The organism is Pseudomonas sp. GW821-FHT09C09, from assembly GCF_059418105.1.
Genome location: NZ_JBWKPF010000002.1, coordinates 512,035 through 532,212, shown reverse-complemented (window position 1 = coordinate 532,212; position 20,178 = coordinate 512,035). Strand labels below are relative to the sequence as shown.

Annotated in this window: 21 protein-coding genes; 13 read left to right on the top strand and 8 right to left on the bottom strand. The window is 62.6% G+C overall.

The annotated features are described in order from the left end of the window. Positions 1 to 19: 19 nt before the first annotated feature. Genes AC07NR_RS07420 through AC07NR_RS07410 form a run of 3 tightly spaced genes read right to left on the bottom strand, consistent with a single transcriptional unit; the run spans position 20 to position 3,533 of the window. The gene (locus AC07NR_RS07420; protein WP_495078226.1) at positions 20 to 775 is read right to left on the bottom strand and encodes an EboA domain-containing protein; all 756 of its coding nucleotides are present in this window, start codon (positions 773 to 775) and stop codon (positions 20 to 22) included. After that, complete coding sequence (locus AC07NR_RS07415) at positions 772 to 1,662, bottom strand: UbiA family prenyltransferase (protein WP_265814426.1); 891 nt, start codon at positions 1,660 to 1,662, stop codon at positions 772 to 774. The genes AC07NR_RS07420 and AC07NR_RS07415 overlap by 4 nt, the downstream gene beginning before the upstream one ends. Then, entirely contained in the window at positions 1,659 to 3,533 is a 1,875-nt protein-coding gene (locus AC07NR_RS07410) for a 3-dehydroquinate synthase (protein ID WP_495078225.1), read from the bottom strand. Before AC07NR_RS07410 ends, AC07NR_RS07415 begins: the two co-directional genes overlap by 4 nt. 636 nt (positions 3,534 to 4,169) lie before the next feature. Between AC07NR_RS07410 and AC07NR_RS07405 the strand changes: the two genes are divergently transcribed. From AC07NR_RS07405 to AC07NR_RS07380, 6 genes are read left to right on the top strand one after another with little or no spacing between them, the layout of a single operon-like run. Then, a complete protein-coding gene (locus tag AC07NR_RS07405; protein WP_495078224.1) occupies positions 4,170 to 5,342 on the top strand; it encodes an acyl-CoA dehydrogenase family protein in 1,173 nt (390 codons plus the stop codon). Next, positions 5,339 to 6,532, top strand: coding sequence for an acyl-CoA dehydrogenase family protein (locus tag AC07NR_RS07400; protein WP_495078223.1), 1,194 nt, complete (start codon positions 5,339 to 5,341; stop codon positions 6,530 to 6,532). The genes AC07NR_RS07405 and AC07NR_RS07400 overlap by 4 nt, the downstream gene beginning before the upstream one ends. Before the next feature lie 14 nt (positions 6,533 to 6,546). After that, entirely contained in the window at positions 6,547 to 7,329 is a 783-nt protein-coding gene (locus AC07NR_RS07395) for an SDR family oxidoreductase (protein ID WP_495078222.1), read from the top strand. A 1-nt stretch (position 7,330) separates the two neighbouring features. Then, positions 7,331 to 7,819, top strand: coding sequence for a MaoC family dehydratase (locus AC07NR_RS07390; protein WP_495078221.1), 489 nt, complete (start codon positions 7,331 to 7,333; stop codon positions 7,817 to 7,819). Further along, entirely contained in the window at positions 7,816 to 9,018 is a 1,203-nt protein-coding gene (locus tag AC07NR_RS07385; protein WP_134826986.1) for an acetyl-CoA C-acyltransferase, read from the top strand. The genes AC07NR_RS07390 and AC07NR_RS07385 overlap by 4 nt, the downstream gene beginning before the upstream one ends. Next, positions 9,019 to 9,402: a steroid Delta-isomerase gene (locus AC07NR_RS07380; RefSeq protein WP_495078220.1), complete on the top strand. Its 384-nt coding sequence runs from the start codon at positions 9,019 to 9,021 to the stop codon at positions 9,400 to 9,402. Between the two features lie 42 nt (positions 9,403 to 9,444). Here AC07NR_RS07380 and AC07NR_RS07375 read toward each other — a convergent pair whose 3' ends face one another. Next, complete coding sequence (locus AC07NR_RS07375) at positions 9,445 to 9,900, bottom strand: SRPBCC family protein (RefSeq protein WP_495078219.1); 456 nt, start codon at positions 9,898 to 9,900, stop codon at positions 9,445 to 9,447. A 23-nt stretch (positions 9,901 to 9,923) separates the two neighbouring features. Continuing rightward, positions 9,924 to 10,697 carry an SDR family oxidoreductase gene (locus tag AC07NR_RS07370; RefSeq protein WP_495078218.1) on the bottom strand — a complete coding sequence of 258 codons (774 nt, stop codon included), beginning with the start codon at positions 10,695 to 10,697 and terminating at the stop codon, positions 9,924 to 9,926. 162 nt (positions 10,698 to 10,859) lie between these two features. On the opposite strand from AC07NR_RS07370, the gene AC07NR_RS07365 reads away from it, so the two are divergent. From AC07NR_RS07365 to dmpG, 4 genes are read left to right on the top strand one after another with little or no spacing between them, the layout of a single operon-like run. After that, entirely contained in the window at positions 10,860 to 11,702 is an 843-nt protein-coding gene (locus tag AC07NR_RS07365) for an alpha/beta fold hydrolase (protein ID WP_495078217.1), read from the top strand. Further along, positions 11,699 to 12,490, top strand: coding sequence for a fumarylacetoacetate hydrolase family protein (locus tag AC07NR_RS07360; RefSeq protein ID WP_495078216.1), 792 nt, complete (start codon positions 11,699 to 11,701; stop codon positions 12,488 to 12,490). Before AC07NR_RS07365 ends, AC07NR_RS07360 begins: the two co-directional genes overlap by 4 nt. A gap of 18 nt (positions 12,491 to 12,508) precedes the next feature. Continuing rightward, a complete protein-coding gene (locus tag AC07NR_RS07355; RefSeq protein ID WP_085709925.1) occupies positions 12,509 to 13,417 on the top strand; it encodes an acetaldehyde dehydrogenase (acetylating) in 909 nt (302 codons plus the stop codon). Positions 13,418 to 13,430: 13 nt separating this feature from the next. Next, the gene (gene dmpG / locus AC07NR_RS07350; protein WP_495078215.1) at positions 13,431 to 14,465 is read left to right on the top strand and encodes a 4-hydroxy-2-oxovalerate aldolase; all 1,035 of its coding nucleotides are present in this window, start codon (positions 13,431 to 13,433) and stop codon (positions 14,463 to 14,465) included. A 79-nt stretch (positions 14,466 to 14,544) separates the two neighbouring features. Here dmpG and AC07NR_RS07345 read toward each other — a convergent pair whose 3' ends face one another. The 3 genes from AC07NR_RS07345 to AC07NR_RS07335 all read right to left on the bottom strand — a co-directional run bounded on the left by AC07NR_RS07345 (position 14,545) and on the right by AC07NR_RS07335 (position 17,148). Next, on the bottom strand, positions 14,545 to 14,712 hold the full coding sequence (locus AC07NR_RS07345) for a hypothetical protein (RefSeq protein WP_167443775.1): 168 nt from the start codon (positions 14,710 to 14,712) through the stop codon (positions 14,545 to 14,547). 129 nt (positions 14,713 to 14,841) lie between these two features. Continuing rightward, positions 14,842 to 15,972 (bottom strand): helix-turn-helix transcriptional regulator, encoded by a 1,131-nt coding sequence (locus AC07NR_RS07340; RefSeq protein WP_114883150.1) that lies wholly within the window; start codon positions 15,970 to 15,972, stop codon positions 14,842 to 14,844. Positions 15,973 to 16,104: 132 nt separating this feature from the next. After that, the gene (locus tag AC07NR_RS07335; protein ID WP_495078214.1) at positions 16,105 to 17,148 is read right to left on the bottom strand and encodes a 3-ketosteroid-9-alpha-monooxygenase, oxygenase component; all 1,044 of its coding nucleotides are present in this window, start codon (positions 17,146 to 17,148) and stop codon (positions 16,105 to 16,107) included. Positions 17,149 to 17,291: 143 nt separating this feature from the next. Between AC07NR_RS07335 and AC07NR_RS07330 the strand changes: the two genes are divergently transcribed. Genes AC07NR_RS07330 through AC07NR_RS07320 form a run of 3 tightly spaced genes read left to right on the top strand, consistent with a single transcriptional unit; the run spans position 17,292 to position 20,153 of the window. Continuing rightward, positions 17,292 to 18,131, top strand: a complete 840-nt coding sequence (locus AC07NR_RS07330) for an SDR family NAD(P)-dependent oxidoreductase (protein ID WP_495078213.1) — start codon at positions 17,292 to 17,294, stop codon at positions 18,129 to 18,131. After that, on the top strand, positions 18,118 to 19,044 hold the full coding sequence (gene lipP1, locus AC07NR_RS07325) for a LipP1 family hormone-sensitive lipase (RefSeq protein ID WP_495078212.1): 927 nt from the start codon (positions 18,118 to 18,120) through the stop codon (positions 19,042 to 19,044). Before AC07NR_RS07330 ends, lipP1 begins: the two co-directional genes overlap by 14 nt. After that, positions 19,041 to 20,153 (top strand): 3,4-dihydroxy-2-butanone-4-phosphate synthase, encoded by a 1,113-nt coding sequence (locus AC07NR_RS07320; RefSeq protein ID WP_495078211.1) that lies wholly within the window; start codon positions 19,041 to 19,043, stop codon positions 20,151 to 20,153. Before lipP1 ends, AC07NR_RS07320 begins: the two co-directional genes overlap by 4 nt. Positions 20,154 to 20,178 lie beyond the last annotated feature (25 nt).

The following is a 20,178-nucleotide window of genomic DNA, read 5'->3' as shown; positions in this document are numbered from 1 at the left end:
GGAAAGGAGACGTTGGGTATCAGTTCAGGTGGGCGCGCCATTCCGGTGGTAAACGTTGCTGCTGGTTCAGCTCGACCAGTCGCTGACGCTGCGCCGGGGTGAGCCGGTCGAAGGCAATCGCCAGGGGCAAGCCGACGGACACCGCCCGGTCAGCCGCGAGTTGCTCTTCCAACAGGTCGAGGGCCAGTTGATTGAGGGTGAGGCTGTGTCGCTGGCTCAGGCCGGTCAGGCGTCGCACATCGAGCCCCATGCCCAGCGCTTTCAGCACCAGTTGGTGGAAGGCCCGTTCCGGGTAATGACGGGACGGGTAGGGCGTATCGAGGGCGAGGGCGGCAAACACCTGGCTGTTGCTGGTGCGCCCGGCCTGCAACGCCAGATCCACGCAGTGCCCATGGCTGTCGAGCCAGTCGAAGGCTTTGAGGGTGGCGATCTTTTCCTGATCGTCGCCCCATAGAAAAAGCTGGCGCAGCAAGGACAATTGTCCGCCCTCGGAGGACTGTTCAAGGACCTGTGCCAGCAATAACGCACGTGCCAACTGGATCAGACTCCAGTGGCTGTCGGGCAGTGCCCGGTCACGCAGGTGACGCTTGCACTGGCCGCTCAGGAGCGATGCGGTATTGGCGTCCGGTTGCCGGGCCAGTTGTTCCCGTGCCTGACGCCACCAGTGCAATTCGCTGTCATCGAGTTGCCGGGCGAGGGCCTGATGGTGTTCGGCAAGGCAATCGCGGCGCATGCCGAGGGCCGCCGTCGGCGGCGCGGTGACGTCCATGTTCATGTCGGTTTGATCCAGCGTTGAAAGTGTGGGAGCAGGAAAAACACCAGAACACACAACAGGCTGCCCAACGGCTGGTTGGCCACGGCCATCACCAGCGCATCGAACAGTGGCAGCGCCGCGAGGCCGGCCCCGATAAAGGCGCGGACCTTGCGCTGCTGCGGGTCGGCAAGGTGCTGGCGGTAATGCCAGCCCAGCCAGCCGAGCCAGAGCAGCAGCACCGGCCAGAACCACAGGTTGTCGGCGTAGATCGCCAACGCCAGCGGGCTCAGCATCAGGAGCAGCGGCAGCCGACTGAGCAACTGGTTGTTGTGCTCATTGCGCGCCAGATAAGTCAGCCCGCTGATGTAGACGCCCAGCAAAATCGCGCAGAGCCAGATCGGCTCCGGCGGCACCGCCAGACTGGCCGCCGCCGTGAGGTACAGCGCCGAGCGACAGGCGCCCATCAACCACACGCTGTGGGCGTATTTTTTGTGCAGCACGTTGTAGCCGATGATGCAGCCCACCAACAACGTGACGCTGGCCAGCAGCCAATGCGGCTGATCGATCAACTGGCTCAGGCCCAGCACCGACGCTGCCGCCAGTGTCAGCAACAACACGGTGGCGAGGCGCACTTGCTGGCGGCTCACCAGCCCCAGTGTGATGGGCCGAGGATTGTGGTGTTGCTGATCCCAGTCGGCATCCAGCAGATCGTTCAGCAACATGCCGGCCAGATACAGCAGCGACAGGGTGAACAGCAGCAGAATCCACACCAGCCACGAGGGCGGCGCCAGTGCACCCGCGCTGCTGGCCAGCAGCGCGGCGGCCAGGGTGTTGGTCCACACCGTGGGCAGGTTGGAGACACGGCCGAGGGTCAGCCAGGTCTTGAGGCTTTGCGGCGTCTGGCTCATTTCGCGAAGCCCTCGCTCAGGTCGAGCACCGGGACGCTGCGGGCGGACAGCTTTTGCAGCGCCCGTTCCATTCGCGTGTCGTCGATTTCATGCAGGTCCACCGACTGGCCGATTCCGCTGAGCATCGGGATCGAGAGTTGTCCGCCGAGGTGCTGGCGGAACTCTTCCAGCCCGAGCAACACCGGTGAGCGACCTTGCGCATCTTTGAGGGTCAGCTCCGCTGGGCACAGATTGAAACCGAGCCGGGTCAACAGGCTCATCACTCGTTCACAGTCGACATCGCTCAACAGCCCGAGGGCATTGGCGTAGAGCCCGTCGAGGGCCATGCCCACCGCAACGGCTTCGCCATGGCGCAAGCGGTGGTGACTGAGGTTTTCCAGTTTGTGCGCGGCCCAGTGCCCGTAGTCCAGCGGCCGCCCATTGCCGCGTTCGAAGGGATCACCGGCGCCGGTGATGTGCGCCAGGTGCAGTTCGGCGCAGCGGCGGATCGCGTAGCGACTGGCCGGATGATCGAAGCGGGCGAGGGCGTCGGCCTGTTGCTCCATCCATTCGAAGAATTCCCGGTCCTTGATCAGCGCGACTTTCACCGCCTCGGCCAGCCCGGCGATCTGGTCGCGGCGGGTGAGGCTGGTCAGCAACTGGAAGTCATTGATCACGGCGGTGGCGGGGTAGAAGGCGCCGAGCAGGTTTTTCTGGCCGAAGGCATTGATGCCGTTTTTCACGCCAATGCCGGCGTCGTTCTGGGCCAGTACGGTACTCGGCACGCGGATCAGGCGTATACCGCGATGGAAGGTGGCGCAGGCGTAGCCCACGGAGTCCAGCACCGCGCCGCCGCCAAGGGCCAGCACATAACAGTGCCGGTCCAGCCCGTGTTTCAGCATGTCGGCGTAGAGTTGCTCCAGCACCTGAGAATCCTTGCTCAGTTCACCGGCCGGAACCGCAATCGGCGGCGCCTGCAAATGCAGGTCCGCTGCATGGGCGGCAAAGTAGCCATCGATCTGATCCAGCAGGTGTGGCGCGCTTTTCAGCAGTTGTTCATCGGCGAACACCATCACCGTCACCCGGCCGTTTTGCCGGGCGGTGAGTTGTTGATGCAGACAAGGGTTGGAAGAATCGAAGAGGTGATCGGTGAACACCACCGGGTAGTCGTAACTGACCTCGAAGCGCCCGCGTAGCACTTGCCCGGCGGCGTGTTTGCGCAGGGCCTTGAGCAGGCTGTAGCCGGCGATGAACAGCCCCGGCAACACCATGCTGGCGAGAATCGTCACCAGTAACGCGTTCTCCTCGACGAGGAATGTACCGATGGCGCTGTAGGCCAGAGCCAACCCGGCGTTGGCCAGGGTCGTCACCAGCAGGAATGAGCGCAGCGGATAACGCTGCATGCCGGCGGCCACCACCGAGGTTTCCGCCAGTACCGGCACGCCGCGCAGGCAGATCAACGACAGCGTGCCCAGTCGATAAGCCATCTGCCCAGGCTTGCGTTGATGCAGGCCGAGACGACTGGACAGCATCCGGAAATAGCCGGCGCCCAATGCGTAACCCAATCCGGCACCCAGACACAGGCCAATGAAAATCACCAGATAACCGCCGACGCTGCCGAGCATGGCCACGGCCAGTAGCGCGACCACACTGGAGGGCACGGGCAACACGACGTCCAGCGCCAACAAGGCGATCAGTAAAAGCGCCAGGTTGAGTTGTTGGGTGGGGGAACTCGGCAGGTACAGGTCGAGATGATTGAGGAAGTCCTGGATCTGCTGTTCGAACAACAGGAAGCTGGCAATCACCAGTACTGCAAAGCAAAACAGTGACAGCCAGAAATGTCCGGCCGACGCATTTTTCGAGAGCGCACGATACCAACGGCTGTGCTTCATCAAGCATCCCTCTTGATTGTGATGACTGAGTTCCGTTCAGCAACTAAAGCAGCGTCTTGTTTGTTTCAGAAGAATGAACGCTCCCGCCGGGAGGGCTGTTTTTATTATTCGATTGATAGCGCTTGCGAAGATATTCATGAACCTAGACGGTTGTCGTGGTTTTGCAAGTCGATTGGGTGATGGCGTTTTTCAGAGGGTGTTTAGTGGGTGTGAGAGTGTCGCCAGGTATCGGGATTTGTTATTGGATTTGCTTAGCCTATTCAACAGGATGGGCGCTTTTGTTGAAGTTATTTAAATACTGTTTAAAGCGCCAGATGAGAAACTGTTTCAACTGAGTTTGTTAGCAAGCTACTTAGATGGTGGCTATGTGGCATTATTTTTTGTTATTTGAGTTATTGCGGCTGGCTATAAGTGTTCTTGATAGTTGAGTGGTTTACTCGGTTAGTTGGTCCTTGAACTTGCAAGTTAACCTCGAAATAAAGATCCGGATGAAAGCCGATTCGTTCAAAACTTTCGACAACCTCCATTCGGACTAGGCAAGCCTGACGATTCTGCCGTGCACCGCCCGGACCAGACTCGCTGCTCAAAGGGGCACCACTTCACGGGTGCTCCGCCAGACGAGTAGAAGGCGCCGCGATGGAGTTTGCATTCAGCGACGAACAGGAAATGATCCGCGAATCCGCCGAAGGTTTTCTGGCTGATGTCTCGGATTCAGCCGCCGTGCGCGCGGCGATGGTCAGTGAGCGGGGTTTCGACGAGGCGTTGTGGCAGCGTCTGTGCAGTGAAATGTACTGGCCGGCGATTCACATTCCCGAAGCCTATGGCGGGCTGGGGCTCGGGTTTGTCGAACTGGGAATCCTGCTGGAACAGATGGGCCGGCGTTTGATGTGTTCTCCCTTTTTCGCTACCGCCTGCATGGCCACGCCGGCGTTGCTGCTGGCCGCTGACGATCAGCAGAAACAGCGCTGGCTGCCTTTGATTGCCGACGGCAGCGTCACCGCCGCGTTGGCATTCAGCAGCGCCAATGGCCGGGCCGCCGAAGACGTGCAGGCCACGGCGGTGAAGGAGGGCGACGGTTTTGTGCTCAACGGCACGCTCAATCATGTGCTCGACGGGCATGGCGCTGACCTGCTGATCATCGCCGCGCGGCTGCCCGGATCCGCTGGCGAGGCAGGCATCAGCCTGTTCGCCGTGGATGCCGATCACCCCGGAATCGAGCGGCAGATGCTGCCGACCATGGACCAGACCCGTCGCCAGGCCCGCATCCGGCTCAACGGCGTGTACCTCGACGGGCAATGCCTGCTCGGCGAGTTCGGCGCAGGCTGGCCGCACCTTGAGCGCGTGCTGCAACTGGCCTGCATCGCCCTGGCCTGCGAACAGACCGGCGGCGCGCAACAGGTGCTGGATCTGAGCGTCGCCTACATGCAGGAACGCCAGCAGTTCGGCCGGCCGATCGCCAGTTTCCAGGCCCTCAAACACCGCGCCGCCGACATGATGCTGCAAGTGGAATGCGCCCGTTCGGCCAGTTATTACGCGGCCTGCGTCGCCCAGGAAGTACTCGATCCCGAAGGCGATCCGCAGGTGGCCGCCGAGTTGTCGACAGCCTCCGCGCTGGCCAAGGCCCAGTGTTCTGAAACCTTCTTTCACTGCGCCTCGGAAGCCATCCAGTTGCACGGCGGGGTCGGTTTCACCTGGGAATACGACGTGCACCTGTATTTCAAACGCGCCCGCGCCAGCGAGAGTTTTCTCGGTCTGCCGGCCTGGCATCTGGAGCGTATCGCCGAGGCGATTCTGGGGGAGCAGCCATGAAGATCAGTTTCAGCGAACACGATGAACGCTTCCGTCAGGAAGTGGCCGACTGGTTGCGCGTCAACCTCAGCGGCGAATTCGAAGCCCTGCGTTTTCGCGGCGGCCCGGGTGACGAGCACATGTTCCCCGAGGAACGCAAAGCCTGGGAACGCAAGCTCGCCGAGGGTGGCTGGACCTGCGTGGGTTGGGCCCCGGAGCACGGCGGCCGTGGTCTGTCGATCAGTCAGCAAGTGATCTTCCACGAGGAATACGCCCGTGCCGGTGGTCCCGGACGCATGGGGCATATCGGCGAAGGCCTGGCCGGCCCGACCATCGCCGCCTTTGGCAGTGCTGAACAGCAGCGGCGATTCTTGCCGGGCATCGTCAACGGCACGGCATTCTGGTGCCAGGGCTATTCGGAACCGGGCGCAGGGTCAGACCTCGCCAACGTCAAGACCCGGGCCGTGCTCGATCAGGACAGCGGCACTTGGGTCATCAACGGGCAGAAAGTCTGGACCTCGCTCGCCCATGAATCGGACTGGTGTTTTGTGTTGGCCCGCACCGAGCCCGGCAGTGTCGGCCATCGTGGCCTGTCGTTCCTGCTGGTGCCGATGGCGCAGGCCGAAATCACCGTGCGGCCGATCGAGCAACTGACCGGCACGTCGGAATTCAACGAAGTGTTCTTCGACGACGCCCGCACCGATGCCGCCAACATCGTCGGTTTGCCCGGCGAAGGCTGGAAGATCGCCATGGCGCTGCTCGGTTTCGAGCGCGGGGTGTCGACCCTCGGCCAGCAGATGCAGTTTCACAATGAACTGAACGAGATCATCGGCATCGCCCGGGCCAATGGTGCCGCGCGCGATCCGGCCCTGCGTCAGCGTCTGGCCCAGGCCTGGAGCGGCCTGCGGATCATGCGTTACAACTCGCTGCGCATGCTGTCGGGTGCCCAGGACGGTTCGCTGCGCAAGGAAGCGACCATCTACAAGCTGTTCTGGTCCACCTGGCACGCCAGTCTCGGCAAGTTGGCGATGGATGTGCTTGGCGCCGATGCCGAACTGCTTGAAGCCGCGCCGTATCAACTCACGCGTCTGCAATCGCTTTATCTGTTCAGTCGTGCCGACACCCTCTACGGCGGCAGCAACGAGATCCAGCGCAACATCATCGCCGAGCGCGCTTTGGGCATGCCCAAAGAGCCACGCCTTCCTGTGTGATCAAGGAGTTTTCCATGTCTGTTCCTCACTATGTCGCCGGTCACGGTCTGTTGCGTGGCAAGTCGGTGCTGATCACGGCGGCGGCCGGCGCCGGTATCGGTTTTTCCGCCGCGCTGCGAGCCGCCGAGGAAGGCTGTCGCGCCCTGATGATCAGCGACATCCATGAAGGCCGGCTGGCCGAAGCGGTGCTGAAAATCCGCGAAGCCACCGGTCTTCAGCAGGTTTTCGGGCAAGTCTGCAACGTCGCCGACGAAGCCCAGGTGCAGCGTTTGATTGCCTGCGCCGAGCGTGACCTTGAAGGCGTCGACGTGTTGATCAATAACGCTGGCCTTGGCGGCTCGGCGTTGCTGGTGGAGATGACCGATGAGCAATGGAACCGGGTCCTCGATGTGACGCTGACCGGCACCATGCGCATGACCCGCGCCATGTTGCCGAAGATGATGGAGCGCCGCGCCGGGGTCATCGTCAATAACGCTTCGGTACTCGGCTGGCGGGCGCAAAAAGAGCAGGCGCATTACGCAGCGGCCAAGGCCGGGGTCATGGCATTGACTCGCTGCGCAGCGGTCGAGGCCGCCGATTACGGAATCCGTATCAACGCGGTGAGCCCGAGCATTGCCTTGCACGATTTCCTGCGCAAATCCGCGCCCCAGGCGGTACTCGAGCAACTGGCGGCCAACGAAGCCTTCGGCCGCGCCGCAGAAGTCTGGGAGGTGGCCAACGTGATGATGTTCCTGGCCAGCGACTACAGCTCCTACATGACCGGCGAAGTGTTGTCGGTCTCCAGCCAGAGGGCGTGACATGCCGCGTATTTTCGAAACGCCTTTCGCCCTGCGCGACGCGGTGGGAGAGGAGTTGGGCGTCAGCGACTGGCTGCAGCTGTCGCAAGACCGCATCAATCTGTTTGCCGAAGCCACTGGCGATCATCAGTGGATTCACGTCGATCCGGTCAAAGCCGCCAGCGGACCCTTTGGCGGCTGCATCGCCCACGGCTATCTGAGCCTGTCACTGGTCAACCTGTTTCTGCCGCAGATCGTCGAGGTTCGCGGCATCGCCATGGGCGTCAACTATGGCTGCGAGCGCGTGCGTTTCCCCACGGTGGTTCCAGTGGGTGCCCGCGTGCGCGGGCGTGCGCAGTTGATGGCCGTCGGCGAGGTCAAGGGCGGTGTCCAGGCGACCATCCGCGTCAGCGTCGAGATCGATGGCGAAGAACGACCGGGCTGCGTGGTCGACACCATCAGCCGCTACTACCCGCAAGATTCAGCAGCACCTTCGAGGAGTCCCGCATGAAAGAAGCCGTCATCGTTTCGACCGCCCGTACCCCGATCGGCAAAGCCTTTCGCGGTGCGTTCAACGACACCGAAGCGCCGCTGCTCGGTGGCCACGTGGTGCGCGAAGCCGTGCGCCGGGCCGGCATCGAGCCCGGTGAAGTGGACGACGTGATCATCGGCGCGGCGGCGCAGCAGGGCACGCAGTCCTATAACCTCGGCCGCCAGTGCGCGATTGCCGCAGGCTTGCCGTTTTCCGTGTCGGGCATGGCCGTCGAACGCCAATGCTCGTCGGGGTTGATGAGCATTGCCATGGCCGCGAAAAGCATCATGTGCGACGAAATCGACATCGCCGTGGCCGGTGGCCTGGAATCGATTTCGCTGGTGCAGAACAAGCACAAGAACCTCTATCGGAATCAGTCCGGGGCAGTGCTCGAGCGCGATCCGCACGCCTACATTCCGATGATCGAAACCGCCGAGATCGTCGCCGCCCGCTACGGCATCAGCCGCGAGGAACAGGACGAATACAGCTACCACAGCCAGGTGCGTACCGCGCTGGCCCAGAGTGCCGGGCTGTTCGACCGGGAACTGGCGCCGATGACCAGCCGCAAGGCGATCTTCGACAAGGCCACCGGCGAAACCCGCTTCGAAACCCTCAGCCTGCAACGCGACGAGTGCAACCGCGTTGATACCACCCGCGAGAATCTCGCGGCACTGGAACCGGTCTGGGCCGGCGGTGAATGGACCGAGAAAGGTCGTTTCATCACCGCCGGCAACGCCTCGCAGCTGTCCGACGGCGCGTCTGCCTCGGTGTTGATGAGCGCCAAACTGGCTGAGAAACGTGGGCTGGAACCCTTGGGGATTTATCGCGGGATGGCCGTCGCGGGCTGCAACTCCGACGAGATGGGCATCGGCCCGATCTACGCGATTCCGAAACTGCTCAAGCGTCAGGGTCTGACCATGGATCACATCGGCCTCTGGGAGCTGAACGAAGCGTTTGCCTGTCAGGTGCTGTATTGCCGCGACACGCTGGGCATTCCTCAGGAGCGGTTGAACGTCAACGGCGGGGCAATTGCGCTGGGGCATCCGTTCGGCATGTCCGGTGCGCGGATGGTCGGCCACGCGTTGATCGAAGGTCAGCGCCGTGGCTTGCGCTACGTCGTGGTGAGCATGTGCATTGGCGGCGGTATGGGCGCTGCGGCACTGTTCGAGGTGGTCTGAATGATTAGCGCACAGCAGATTCAAACCACCATGGCCCGTTATGTGGAATTGGTGGATGCCGGTGACATCGACGGAATTCTTGCACTGTACAGCGAGGGTGCGACGGTCGAAGACCCGGTCGGTCAGCCACCGATTCAGGGCCTCGCGGACATCGAGCGTTTCTACCGCCAGGGCCTGGGCGCGAGCCAGGTGTCGGCCACGTTGACCGGCCCGGTTCGCGCGACGTTGAACGGCTGTGGGGCGATGCCGTTTCGGGTCGACATGCAGTGGGCGGGGCAACCATGCTCGCTGCATGTAATCGACGTGATGGAATTCGATGACGCCGGCAAAATCCGCTCGATGAAAGCCTATTGGAGCGAAGCCAACGTAGGGCCGCAACCCTGATTTCAGTTGCAGGCTGCGCCATATCGCAGCCTGCAACCCGATTCATTGCGAGATACCGTTTTCGTAATAGACCTTGAGATTCTCGGCGATCTGCCGCACCACCTTGTCGAACGCCTTGCCCAGCAGTTTTTCCATCAGCCTGCCGCCGCGCAGGCTGTAGTGCATCTGGGTGGTCATGCGACTGAATTCACCCTCGCGCTGCAAGGCATAACTGAAACTGGCTTCGCGAAACGGGAAGGGCGCGCCGGCGCTGGCCTTGTGCAGCACCAGGACAAAACCGACGCCGTCCTGCCATTGCACCACGCTTTCATCCAGCCACTGGCCGCCCTTGCGAAACACCCGGCGACTGGCGCCAAGCCCTTCGATTGGTCCGGGATGCAGCTGGCAGCCGGTGAGTCCCGGCACATAGTGAGGCGCGAGGCGCAGATCTCGCAGCTTGGCCCAGGCGGCGGGCAGAGTCAGTTCGAGCAGAACGCTGTGGCAGGCAGTTGCCGGCATGCTGGATTTCCTTTTTGTTGAGCTCAATGAGATTGGGCTGCGTCGAGAAACGCCGGGCGTTCGCCACCGCCATGCACGGTGATGTCCGCGCCGCTGACATAACGCGCCAGAGGGGAGGCGAGGTACAGGCAGGTGTCGCCAATGTCTTCCGGCGCCGCCAGGCGTTGCAACGGAATGGTCGCCGCCACGCGGGCAAGGCCGGCCTGATCGCCGTAATGCAGGGCGGCCTGTTCGGTGAGGATCAGCCCGGCCGTGACCGCGTTGACCCGAACTTTCGGCGCCCATTCCACAGCCAGCGAGCGGGTCAGGTTGAGCACACCGGCCTTCGCCGCGCCATAAGCCGCCGTACCCGGTGAAGGCCGAACCGCACTGACGCTACAGATATTGATGATTGCACCGCCGTCGACTTGCGCCTGCATCACCCGATTGGCCTGCTGACAGAGATTCAGCGGCGCCAGCAGGTTCAGGCGAATGATCGCTTCGCTGAAACGCGGCGAGGCGCTGGCAGCGTCGGCATTCGGTGAACCGCCGGCATTGTTGACCAGCACGTCGAGCTGGCCAAAGCGCTCGACGATGGTGTCGATCAACCGCCCGGACTGCTCGACATCGCGCAGATCGCACGGCAGGAAAACCGCCTCGCGCCCCGCACTGGCAGGCAGTGACTCCGGCGCCTCACGTCCGCAGATGACCACCTCGGCACCGCCGTCGAGAAACCGCTGAGTGATGCCCCGGCCAGCCCCTTTGCCGCCTCCGGTAACCAGCACCACTTTGCCGCGAAAATCCAGCGCATCCAGCATGCAAAAGCCTCGTTCTGTCAAAGATCAATGCCCTTGATGCTAGGGGCGCGGGCCCCGGCGGCCAACGTCCGAAAAGACTAGGACGGCTAGTCCTGTCGGACGATGTTGGGGGGCTGGTCAGCGGAAATAATCCGGCCACAACAATAGCCGGGAGCACACCTTATGAGCGCAATGGCGCAAGGGCACTTCGTTACGCTGCCGCAGGGGTTGCGGCTGCATTATCTGGATATCGGCGGGGAGGGCACCGGCAGCGCCGAGACGGTGGTGTTCATCCACGGCAGCGGGCCCGGGGCCAGCGGCCACAGCAACTTCAAGCAGAATTACCCGCTGTTCGTCACCGCCGGTTACCGCGTGATCGTGCCCGACCTGCCGGGTTATGGCGCTTCCGACAAACCGGACACCCTCTACACCCTGGACTTTTTCGTCAGCGCCCTGAGCGGACTGCTCGATGCTCTGGATGTCCAGCGCTGCATTCTGGTGGGCAACTCCCTGGGCGGCGCCATCGCCATCAAACTGGCCCTGGACCAGCCGCAGCGGGTCAGCCGACTGGTGCTGATGGCGCCGGGCGGGTTGATGGACAAGGAACAGTATTACCTGCAGATGGAAGGCATCCAGAAAATGGGCGCCGCGTTTGCCCGAGGTGAGCTGCACGACGCCGACGGCATGCGCCGTTTGCTGACCCTGCAATTGTTCGACGAGTCGTTGATCAGCGCCGAGACCGTCAACGAACGGGTCGCCGTGGTGCGCGAGCAGCCGGTCTGCGTGCTGTCGACCATGCAAGTGCCGAACATGAGCGAGCGCCTCAAGGAATTGCAGTGCCCGATCCTCGGGTTCTGGGGCATGGACGACAAGTTCTGCCCGGTGTCGGGTGCGCAAACGATGATGCAGCTTTGCCAGAACATTCGGTTTGTGCTGCTCAGCGAATGCGGGCATTGGGTGATGGTCGAGTACCGCGAGCTGTTCAATCGCGAATGCCTGTTCTTCTTTCAGGAAGGCCAGCGATGAGCGCGCAATTGCGTCGCCAGTTCGGCGAAGAGTTGTATCAGGCGTTGCTTACGGGCAACACCGTGGCCCCGCTGACCGAGCGCTGGCCGTCGATCAGCATCGAAGACGCCTATCACGTTTCGCTCTTTTGCATCGAACGTCGGGTCGCGGCCGGTGACCGGATCGTCGGCAAAAAGATCGGCGTGACCTCGGCGGCGGTTCAGCGAATGCTCAACGTGCATCAGCCGGATTTTGGTTTCATCACCCGGCAGATGTCGTTCGGCAATGACGCGAACATTTCCCTGTCGGCCAACCGTCTGATCCAGCCCCGTGCCGAGGGCGAAATCGCGTTCCGGCTCAAGCATGACCTGATCGGCCCCGGCGTGACCGAAGCCGATGTACTGGCGGCGACCGAATACGTGACGCCGTGCTTCGAAATCGTCGACTCGCGGATCCACGACTGGCGCATCCGCATCCAGGACACCGTCGCCGATAACGCCTCCTGTGGTGTGTTTGTGCTGGGTGACGTGCAAGCCGATCCGCGAGCGCTGGACCTGCCGAACCTGCACATGCGCGTATTCAAGAACGACGAACCGCTGAGCGAAGGACTGGGCTCGGCCGTGCAGGGCAACCCTTTGACGGCGGTTGCCTGGCTGGCCAACACCCTGGGCGCCTTCGGTATTCCGTTCAAGGCTGGAGAGCTGATTCTCTCAGGCTCTCTGGTTCCACTTGAGCCTGCCCGTGCGGGCGACCGTTTTTCTCTGACCATCGATGGCCTGGGCACTGCCCGGGTGTCTTTCTGCGCCTGACCCGTGGGGTTTAACCGGATGAACAAGAAACTCAGAGCGGCCATTATCGGCCCGGGAAACATTGGCACTGACCTGCTGATGAAAATGTGTCGGTCCGAATGGATCGAGCCGGTGTGGATGGTCGGCGTCGACCCCGAGTCCGAGGGACTCAAGCGTGCCCGCGAACTGGGGGTGAAAACCACCGCCGAAGGTGTCGACGGATTGCTGCCCCATGTGCTCGACGATGACATTCGCATCGCCTTCGATGCGACCTCGGCCTACGTCCACGAACAGAACAGCCGCAAGCTCAACGAGCTGGGGGTGATCATGATCGATCTGACGCCGGCGGCCATCGGCCCGTTCTGCGTGCCACCGGTCAACCTCAAGGAACACGCGGCGTCGCTGGCAATGAACGTCAACATGGTCACCTGCGGTGGCCAGGCGACGATCCCGATGGTCGCGGCGGTGTCACGGGTGCAATCGGTCAGTTACGGCGAGATTGTCGCCACCGTGTCGTCCGGCTCGGTGGGCCCGGGCACCCGGCAGAACATCGACGAGTTCACCCGCACCACGGCCGGTGCGGTCGAGAAGATCGGCGGCGCCCGTCGCGGCAAGGCGATCATCGTCATCAACCCGGCCGAACCGCCGCTGATGATGCGCGACACCATCCATTGCCTGACGGACGACGAGCCGGATCAGCAGCGGATTCGCGCCTCGGTGCTGCAGATGGTCGAAGAAGTGCAGCGTTATGTGCCCGGTTACAAGCTGATCAACGGCCCGGTGTTCGATGGCCGCAAGGTCTCGATTTTCATTGAGGTGGAAGGGCTCGGGGATTTCCTGCCCAAGTCCGCCGGTAACCTGGACATCATGACCGCCGCCGGCCTGCGCACCGCCGAAATGTTCGCCGAAGAAGCCCACAAGGGCGCCCTGCAACTGCCCGCCCGTTAAGTGGAGAATGACCATGAATCTGCAAGGTAAACGCGTTCGTCTGCACGACATGAGCCTGCGCGACGGCATGCACGCCAAACAGCATCAGATCAGCCTGGACCAGATGATCGCCGTGGCCACCGGCCTCGATGCCGCCGGCGTGCCGCTGATCGAAATCACCCATGGCGATGGCCTCGGCGGTGCGTCGCTGAACTACGGCATGCCGGCCCACAGCGACGAGGAATACTTCTCGGCGGTGATTCCGCGCCTGCGCCAGGCGAAAGTCTCGGCACTGTTGCTGCCCGGCATCGGCACCCTCGATCACCTGCGCATGGCCCATGAACACGGGGTGTCGACCATCCGCGTCGCTACCCATTGCACCGAGGCCGACGTCTCCGGCCAGCACATCGGCATGTCGGCAAAAATGGGTCTCGACACTGTTGGTTTCCTGATGATGGCCCACATGGTCAGCGCAGAAAAACTGCTGGAACAGGCGCGACTGATGGAGAGTTACGGCGCCAATTGCATTTACTGCACCGACTCGGCGGGCTACATGCTTCCGGACGAAGTCAGCGAGAAAATCGGCGTACTGCGCGCCGGTTTGAACTCCGCCACCGAAGTGGGCTTTCACGGCCACCACAACCTGGGCATGTCGATTGCCAACTCCCTTGCCGCGATCGAAGCGGGCGCTGCGCGTATCGACGGCTCGGCAGCGGGTCTTGGGGCCGGCGCAGGCAACACGCCGCTGGAAGTGTTCGTGGCGGTGCTGGAGCGGATGGGCGTGGAAAGCGGCGTCAATCTGTACGGGATCATGGACGTGGCCGAAGACCTGATCGTGCCGATGATGGATCAGCCGATCCGCCTCGACCGCGATGCCCTGACGCTGGGCTATGCCGGGGTCTACAGCTCGTTCCTGCTGTTCGCGAAACGGGCCGAGAAAAAGTACCTGGTGGCCGCCCGCGAACTGCTGGTGGAGCTGGGGCGGCGCGGTACGGTCGGCGGCCAGGAAGACATGATCGAAGACCTGGCGCTGACCCTGTCCCGGGCGCGGGGCTTCCTGCCGAGCTGATCCTCGGCAGACAACCAAAAGCACCGGCGCTGCTTGCAGGCCGGTGCTTTTCTATTTGAACAGATCTATGGACGCAGATTTATGGGAGCAGATTGCGTACCAGCGGCGGGTAGCAGTTCACCGCTGTGCTCGAACAACCCAGAAGCGCGGCGCTCGGTCGATAGGCTTCGTTTCTGAACAACTGACACAGGCTGACGGAACTGCCGACGCAGACGATCAGCAGCAGGGCGCAGGTGGAATTTCGCATGGCGGGCCTCATACGGATTTTTATTGTTGTAGAGGCAAGGTAAGGCGGCGGGGGATCTTCGGCTTCGTCTGAATGGACTAGTTGTTTGCAAAAGCCATCGCCCGGGCGGGCGATGGCGCGGGAGGCGTGTCAGCCCAGTGTCGCCACGCTGCGCAGGATCAGCCGCACCAGCATGGTCTGGCGGGTCACGCCGGTCTTGGAGAAGGTTGAACGCAGGTGCGCACGCGCGGTGTTGCGGCTGATGCCCAGTTCTTCCGAGGCTTCATCAAGGGTCAGCCCGTTGGCCAGCAACATGGCCAGTTGGGTTTCGGCCGGAGTGAAGTCGAACAGGGCGCGGACGATCTCCTGGGGCGCGGTGGACTGCTGCTCCGGATCGCTGATGAAGATCACCACCGTCGGGCACTGTTTGCCTTCGCTCCACTCCGACAGCGGCACCGAACGCACGATGATGCCCAGGTCCGCGCGCCCGGACGGCCGCTGCACGCGCAGCGCCTCGACCATCGACGGGTTGCTGCTTTTCTGCGAGAGCAGCGATTGCTTCACCAAGCGGCGAAATTCCTGGGTGTCGCGGTCCGTACCGACCTGCAGGCCGTCGTTGACCAGTTTGATGCCGTCCTTTTCCTGGATCAGCCGGTCGGCGACCTGGTTGGTCTGCAGCACTTTGCCGGCCTCGTCGAGGATGATCGTGCCGACCGCCATCTGATTCACCGCACCGGCGTAGAGGTTGCGTTCGACCTCGATGCGGTTGAGCTGCATGTGCACCTTGATCGAGCGCTCGAGGTGCGGAATGAAATGCGCGAGCAGGGTTTTCTCTTCATCGCCGAAAGGCTTGTCGTCCCGCCCGCGACTGATGCGGATCCGGCACTGGGCGCCGTCGCAGGTATTGATGTCGGCGCCGAGGATATGGAACACGTCCACCGCTTCGAGGAAGTTCTTGTAGAACTCGGATTTCTGCCAGTCATCGCTGGAGACGAATTCGGCAAGGGTCACCACCTGACGGTTGGGCAGGCCGACGAAGGGGTCGAGGGTGAAAAAGTGTGTGTTGTACGAAGCGACCGCCTCGGTGGAGGTGCCGGTGGTGTTGACCATCAGTCCGTCAACGTGGGTGCTGGGCGGCCGCAGGATGAAAGTCACGTATTTGCTTTCAAGATGAACGTTGAGCTGGTTGAGAAAGGTCGCCCAGGGAATGGTTTCCAGCGGCCCCTGATACAGGTTGCCGATGAGATCGCTGAACGTGTCGAGGCTGAGGCTCTGCTGCATGGGGAACCCGTTCTTATTATTAGTGGTTTGCGGTGCCCGAGAATAAGCGCCTGTATCGACCACTTGCAACGCCCGGGCACGAGGCCTGACCGGCGGCGGCCGGTCAGGCGCAGGATCGCGAAAACCCTTTAATCAGGCGGGTTCGCGGGCCCGCACGATGAACTCTTTGTGCTCCTTCACCTCTGCGGAAAGCAGCGCGACGTCGGTGTAGAACTGCTCGTACCAGCGGCGTAATTGATAGACCGGGCCGTCGCCATCGCACAGCAACGGGTTGTCGACGCGGGTCTTGCTGTGCCAGATCGACACGTCCTCGTAAAAGGCTGCCTGGGCCTGTTGCACATAGGCCTTGGCCATCGCCTGATTCTGTTCTTCGCTGAGCCCCGGGATCTTTTTCACCAGCACGCCGTAGCGCAGGGTGAAACTGTCGAGGTCGATCGGCACATGGCAGTTGAGCAGGATCGAATGGATCGGCTGGCCGTTCATGGCACCGGTCATTTCGGTGATCTGGTAGGCCGGCCCGTAATAGGTGGCCACGGTGCTCAACGCACTGTCGCCGGACAGCCGCTCGCTGCGGGCGCTCATGATCTGCGTGGCGAGGTGGCCTTCGAACACGTTGCTGAAGGCCTCGACCGGCGCGCCGTGCACCGTGCCGAAGTGCGCCATGTCGGCGACGTTGTCGATCAGTTCGCGGCAGTTGGTGTCGATCTGCAATTCGGCGACTTCCCACTCGGCCCATTCGTTGCTGAAGCAGGCGTCGATGCGCGGGATGCGTTGCTCGGGCAGTGGCGGGTTGCCTTCGGGGTCGTTCCACACGAACAGCAGATGGTTTTCTTCCATCAGCGGCCAGCTTTTGAGCCTGGCCCGAGGCGGAATGCGCTTGGCGTAGGGAATGTCATCGCAAACGCCGTCAGCGCCCCAGCGCCAGGCGTGGAAAGGGCAGCGAATCGAATTGCCTTCGACGCAACCGGTGCTGAGGTCGGCGCCCATGTGCGGGCAATAACCGTCGAGAATGTGCAACTCGCCGTCCTCGCCCTGAAACGCCACCAGCCGGGTGCCGAACACGTCCAGGCGGTGGGCCTTGCCGTCGCGGTAGGGGGCGGCCAGGCCCAGGCAGTGCCAGCCGCGTGCGTAGCGGTCTTCCAGCAGTTTGGCTTCGATACGGTGCAGGGTACTCATCTTGTTATTCTCCCAGGTTCACGGGTTTGAGCTTGCTGGAGATTCTGCCGCCCCTGTAGAAGCGGGCATCGTCTGAATGGACGATGGCCGGCCGAGCGGCGCCCGCTCTACTGACGTCATCGGACGTTTGTCAGGAGCAGGCAATGAATCAGCAATCAGGGCCGGTCGCGGTCATTACCGGTGCCGCCAGTGGCATAGGACGAGGGCTGGCCGAACATGCGGCCAGGTTGGGGATGCGTTTGGTGTTGGCCGATCTCGATGGGTTGCGGCTGGAAGCACTTTGCGAAGAACTGCGAAGCGGCGGAACGCAGGTGGTCGCCTGCGTCACCAACGTCGGCGATCTGGAACAGGTGGAGCACTTGCGCGATGTTGCCCTCGACCAATTTGGCGGGGTCGATCTGCTGTTCAACAATGCCGGCGTGATGCAGACCGGCTACAGCTGGGAAATCACCGCGCAGCAGTGGCAACGGATGCTCGACGTCAACCTCTGCGGGGTTATCAACGGCATTCGCTGTTTCGTGCCGTTGTTTCTGCGTCAGGGCCGTGCGGCCCATGTGATCAACACCGCGTCCCTGGCCGGTCTGCTCAGCAGCCCGTTGATGGCGCCTTACAACGTGACCAAGCAGGCGGTGGTCGCACTGTCGGAAACCCTGCATTACGAACTGAGCATGCTCGGCGCGCCCGTGTCGGTTTCGGTGGTGTGCCCGGGGCCGGTGGCCAGTGAAATCATGGCTTCCAATCAGGTGGTCGACGGTGCCGGTTCGTCCTTCAGCCAACTGCTCGACAGCAGCATCCGCCAGGGCATGACGCCTGCGGAACTGGCAGAACAGGTATTCGCCGCCATCGCCGAAAAGCGCTTCTGGGTCTTTCCCCACAAAGGTTTCAAGGCCGCCCTGCAACAGCGGGTGCAGAGCATCCTCGAAGAGTCCAACCCACAATTCAACATGTCCGATGTAGAGGAAGATGCCCATGCCGCTCGATAAACAGATCGCGCTGATTCTCCAGCAATTCAGCGACCTGCCGGCACCCGATTACAGCCAGCTCGATGCGGCGCACTACCGGCAGTTCTGCGACAACATGCAGCCGGCGATTCCCGGTTTGCCAATGGCCGAGGTACGCAACTTGCGGGTCGAGGGTGCGATTGGCGAACTGGATGCGCGTCTGTATCGGCCGTCGGAAGAGAGCAACCTGCCGTTGCTGGTGTATTTCCATGGCGGCGGTTTTGTCGTCGGCAACCTCGACACCCACGACAACCTGTGCCGCTCGCTGGCCCACCTGACCGACGCCGTCGTGGTGTCGGTGGCTTATCGCCTGGCGCCGGAACACCCGTTCCCGGCGGCGCCACTGGATTGTTACCGGGCGACCTGCTGGCTGGTGGAGCACGCGGCGCAACTGGGCGTCGATGCCAGCCGGCTCGCAGTGGCGGGGGACAGCGCCGGGGGCAATCTGGCGTTGGCGGTCAGTCAGTTGGCGGTACAGCGGCAGGGACCGAAGATTCGTTATCAATGCCTGTTCTATCCTGTCACCGACGCTGGTTGCGACAGCCATTCCTACCGGGAATTTGCCGATGGTTTCTTCCTCACCGGCGCCATGATGAACTGGTTCTGGCAGCAGTATTTGCAGGAAGACGGGCAGGGCGAGGACCCACTGGCCTCGCCATTGCGCGCCGGGAGCGTGGCGCATTTGCCGCCGACGACGTTGATCACCGCCGAATTCGATCCGCTGCGTGACGAAGGCGAGGCATTTGCCGAGCGCCTGCGTGCAGCCGAAGTACCGGTGCGGGTGCAGCGCTGCGAAGGGATGATTCACGGTTTCATCAGCATGGCGCCGTTTGTCGAAGGTGCGGCCCAGGTTTTGTCTGAAGCCGCTGCCGACCTGCGCGAGGCGCTGCAATGAGTCTGGCGTTCGACAGCGTGCCGCAACTGCTCGAAGCCATCGCGGCGGGGCAGATGGTGGTCATCACCGATGACGAGAACAACGCCGAAGGCTCACTGCTGATGGCCGCCGAACGGGCCGGGGCCGAGGCAGTGACGTTCATGGCAGTGCAGGCGCGCGGTTTGATCTGCCTGGCACTGACCGAGCAGCGCTGCCGCGAGCTGGGGCTGGACCTGATGGTGCCCCATTCGCGGGCGCAGCACGGCGTGGGCTTTACCCGCTCGATCGAGGCCGCCACTGGCGTGTCCACGGGGATCAGCGCTGCCGACCGGGCGCGCTCGATCCAGGTAGCGGTGGACCCGACAAGCGGCCCGGCGGATCTGGTGCAACCGGGGCATATCTTTCCGGTGCAGGCCTTGCCCGGTGGCGTCATGCAGCGGGCCGGGCATGTCGAGGCCGCGTGTGACCTTACCCGTCTCGCAGGCCTGCAACCGGCGGCGACGCTGGTGGGGATTCTCGACGAGGACGGTGAACTGGCCCGAGGCGAGCAGTTGCACGAATTCGCCCGCCGCCATGGCCTGCGCATCGGCAGCATTGCCGAGCTGATTCACTACCGCATCCTTCACGAAGGCACGATCGAGCGCGGCGAGGCCTATCCGTTGCTGACCCGTCACGGCGAGTTTCAGGTGACGGCCTATCAGGACACCTATCAAGGCGCGCTGCATCTGGCGCTGGTCAAGGGCCGTATCGACAGCGCTCAACCGGTTCTGGTGCGGGTACAAAGCATCGAAACCCTGCGTGATGCCCTGGGCTGCGAAAGCGAAAACGGACCGCAGCAATGGACCCTTGAGCGTTCGCTGGCGAGTATCGCGGCGGCGGAATGCGGTGTGCTGGTGTTATTGGCGCAGAAGGAAACCGCTGACGGCGTGCTTGAACAGTTGCGTCAGCGCAGCGGCGGCAAATCCCGCCCACCGCATTTTCCGCATCGTACGCTCGGCATCGGCGCGCAGATCCTGCGGGATCAGAACGTGCGCAAGATGCGCCTGATGAGTTCGCCGGTGCCTTACAAAGCGGTCTCAGGATTCGATCTTGAAGTCACCGAGTTCGTGCCGTTCCAACCCGCTGTCTGAAACCGTTCAACCCCTGCGGGTGATC

Coding starts and splice junctions, on each gene's coding strand:
- lipP1 (WP_495078212.1), top strand. CDS start 18,118: ATGCCGCTCGATAAACAGATCGCGCTGATTCTCCAGCAATTCAGCGAC.
- AC07NR_RS07375 (WP_495078219.1), bottom strand. CDS start 9,900: ATGCCGGCAACTGCCTGCCACAGCGTTCTGCTCGAACTGACTCTGCCC.
- AC07NR_RS07365 (WP_495078217.1), top strand. CDS start 10,860: ATGAGCGCAATGGCGCAAGGGCACTTCGTTACGCTGCCGCAGGGGTTG.
- AC07NR_RS07390 (WP_495078221.1), top strand. CDS start 7,331: ATGCCGCGTATTTTCGAAACGCCTTTCGCCCTGCGCGACGCGGTGGGA.
- AC07NR_RS07360 (WP_495078216.1), top strand. CDS start 11,699: ATGAGCGCGCAATTGCGTCGCCAGTTCGGCGAAGAGTTGTATCAGGCG.
- AC07NR_RS07405 (WP_495078224.1), top strand. CDS start 4,170: ATGGAGTTTGCATTCAGCGACGAACAGGAAATGATCCGCGAATCCGCC.
- AC07NR_RS07335 (WP_495078214.1), bottom strand. CDS start 17,148: ATGAGTACCCTGCACCGTATCGAAGCCAAACTGCTGGAAGACCGCTAC.
- AC07NR_RS07400 (WP_495078223.1), top strand. CDS start 5,339: ATGAAGATCAGTTTCAGCGAACACGATGAACGCTTCCGTCAGGAAGTG.
- AC07NR_RS07320 (WP_495078211.1), top strand. CDS start 19,041: ATGAGTCTGGCGTTCGACAGCGTGCCGCAACTGCTCGAAGCCATCGCG.
- AC07NR_RS07330 (WP_495078213.1), top strand. CDS start 17,292: ATGAATCAGCAATCAGGGCCGGTCGCGGTCATTACCGGTGCCGCCAGT.
- AC07NR_RS07415 (WP_265814426.1), bottom strand. CDS start 1,662: ATGAGCCAGACGCCGCAAAGCCTCAAGACCTGGCTGACCCTCGGCCGT.
- AC07NR_RS07420 (WP_495078226.1), bottom strand. CDS start 775: ATGAACATGGACGTCACCGCGCCGCCGACGGCGGCCCTCGGCATGCGC.
- AC07NR_RS07395 (WP_495078222.1), top strand. CDS start 6,547: ATGTCTGTTCCTCACTATGTCGCCGGTCACGGTCTGTTGCGTGGCAAG.
- AC07NR_RS07340 (WP_114883150.1), bottom strand. CDS start 15,972: ATGCAGCAGAGCCTCAGCCTCGACACGTTCAGCGATCTCATCGGCAAC.
- dmpG (WP_495078215.1), top strand. CDS start 13,431: ATGAATCTGCAAGGTAAACGCGTTCGTCTGCACGACATGAGCCTGCGC.
- AC07NR_RS07355 (WP_085709925.1), top strand. CDS start 12,509: ATGAACAAGAAACTCAGAGCGGCCATTATCGGCCCGGGAAACATTGGC.
- AC07NR_RS07370 (WP_495078218.1), bottom strand. CDS start 10,697: ATGCTGGATGCGCTGGATTTTCGCGGCAAAGTGGTGCTGGTTACCGGA.
- AC07NR_RS07410 (WP_495078225.1), bottom strand. CDS start 3,533: ATGAAGCACAGCCGTTGGTATCGTGCGCTCTCGAAAAATGCGTCGGCC.
- AC07NR_RS07345 (WP_167443775.1), bottom strand. CDS start 14,712: ATGCGAAATTCCACCTGCGCCCTGCTGCTGATCGTCTGCGTCGGCAGT.
- AC07NR_RS07380 (WP_495078220.1), top strand. CDS start 9,019: ATGATTAGCGCACAGCAGATTCAAACCACCATGGCCCGTTATGTGGAA.
- AC07NR_RS07385 (WP_134826986.1), top strand. CDS start 7,816: ATGAAAGAAGCCGTCATCGTTTCGACCGCCCGTACCCCGATCGGCAAA.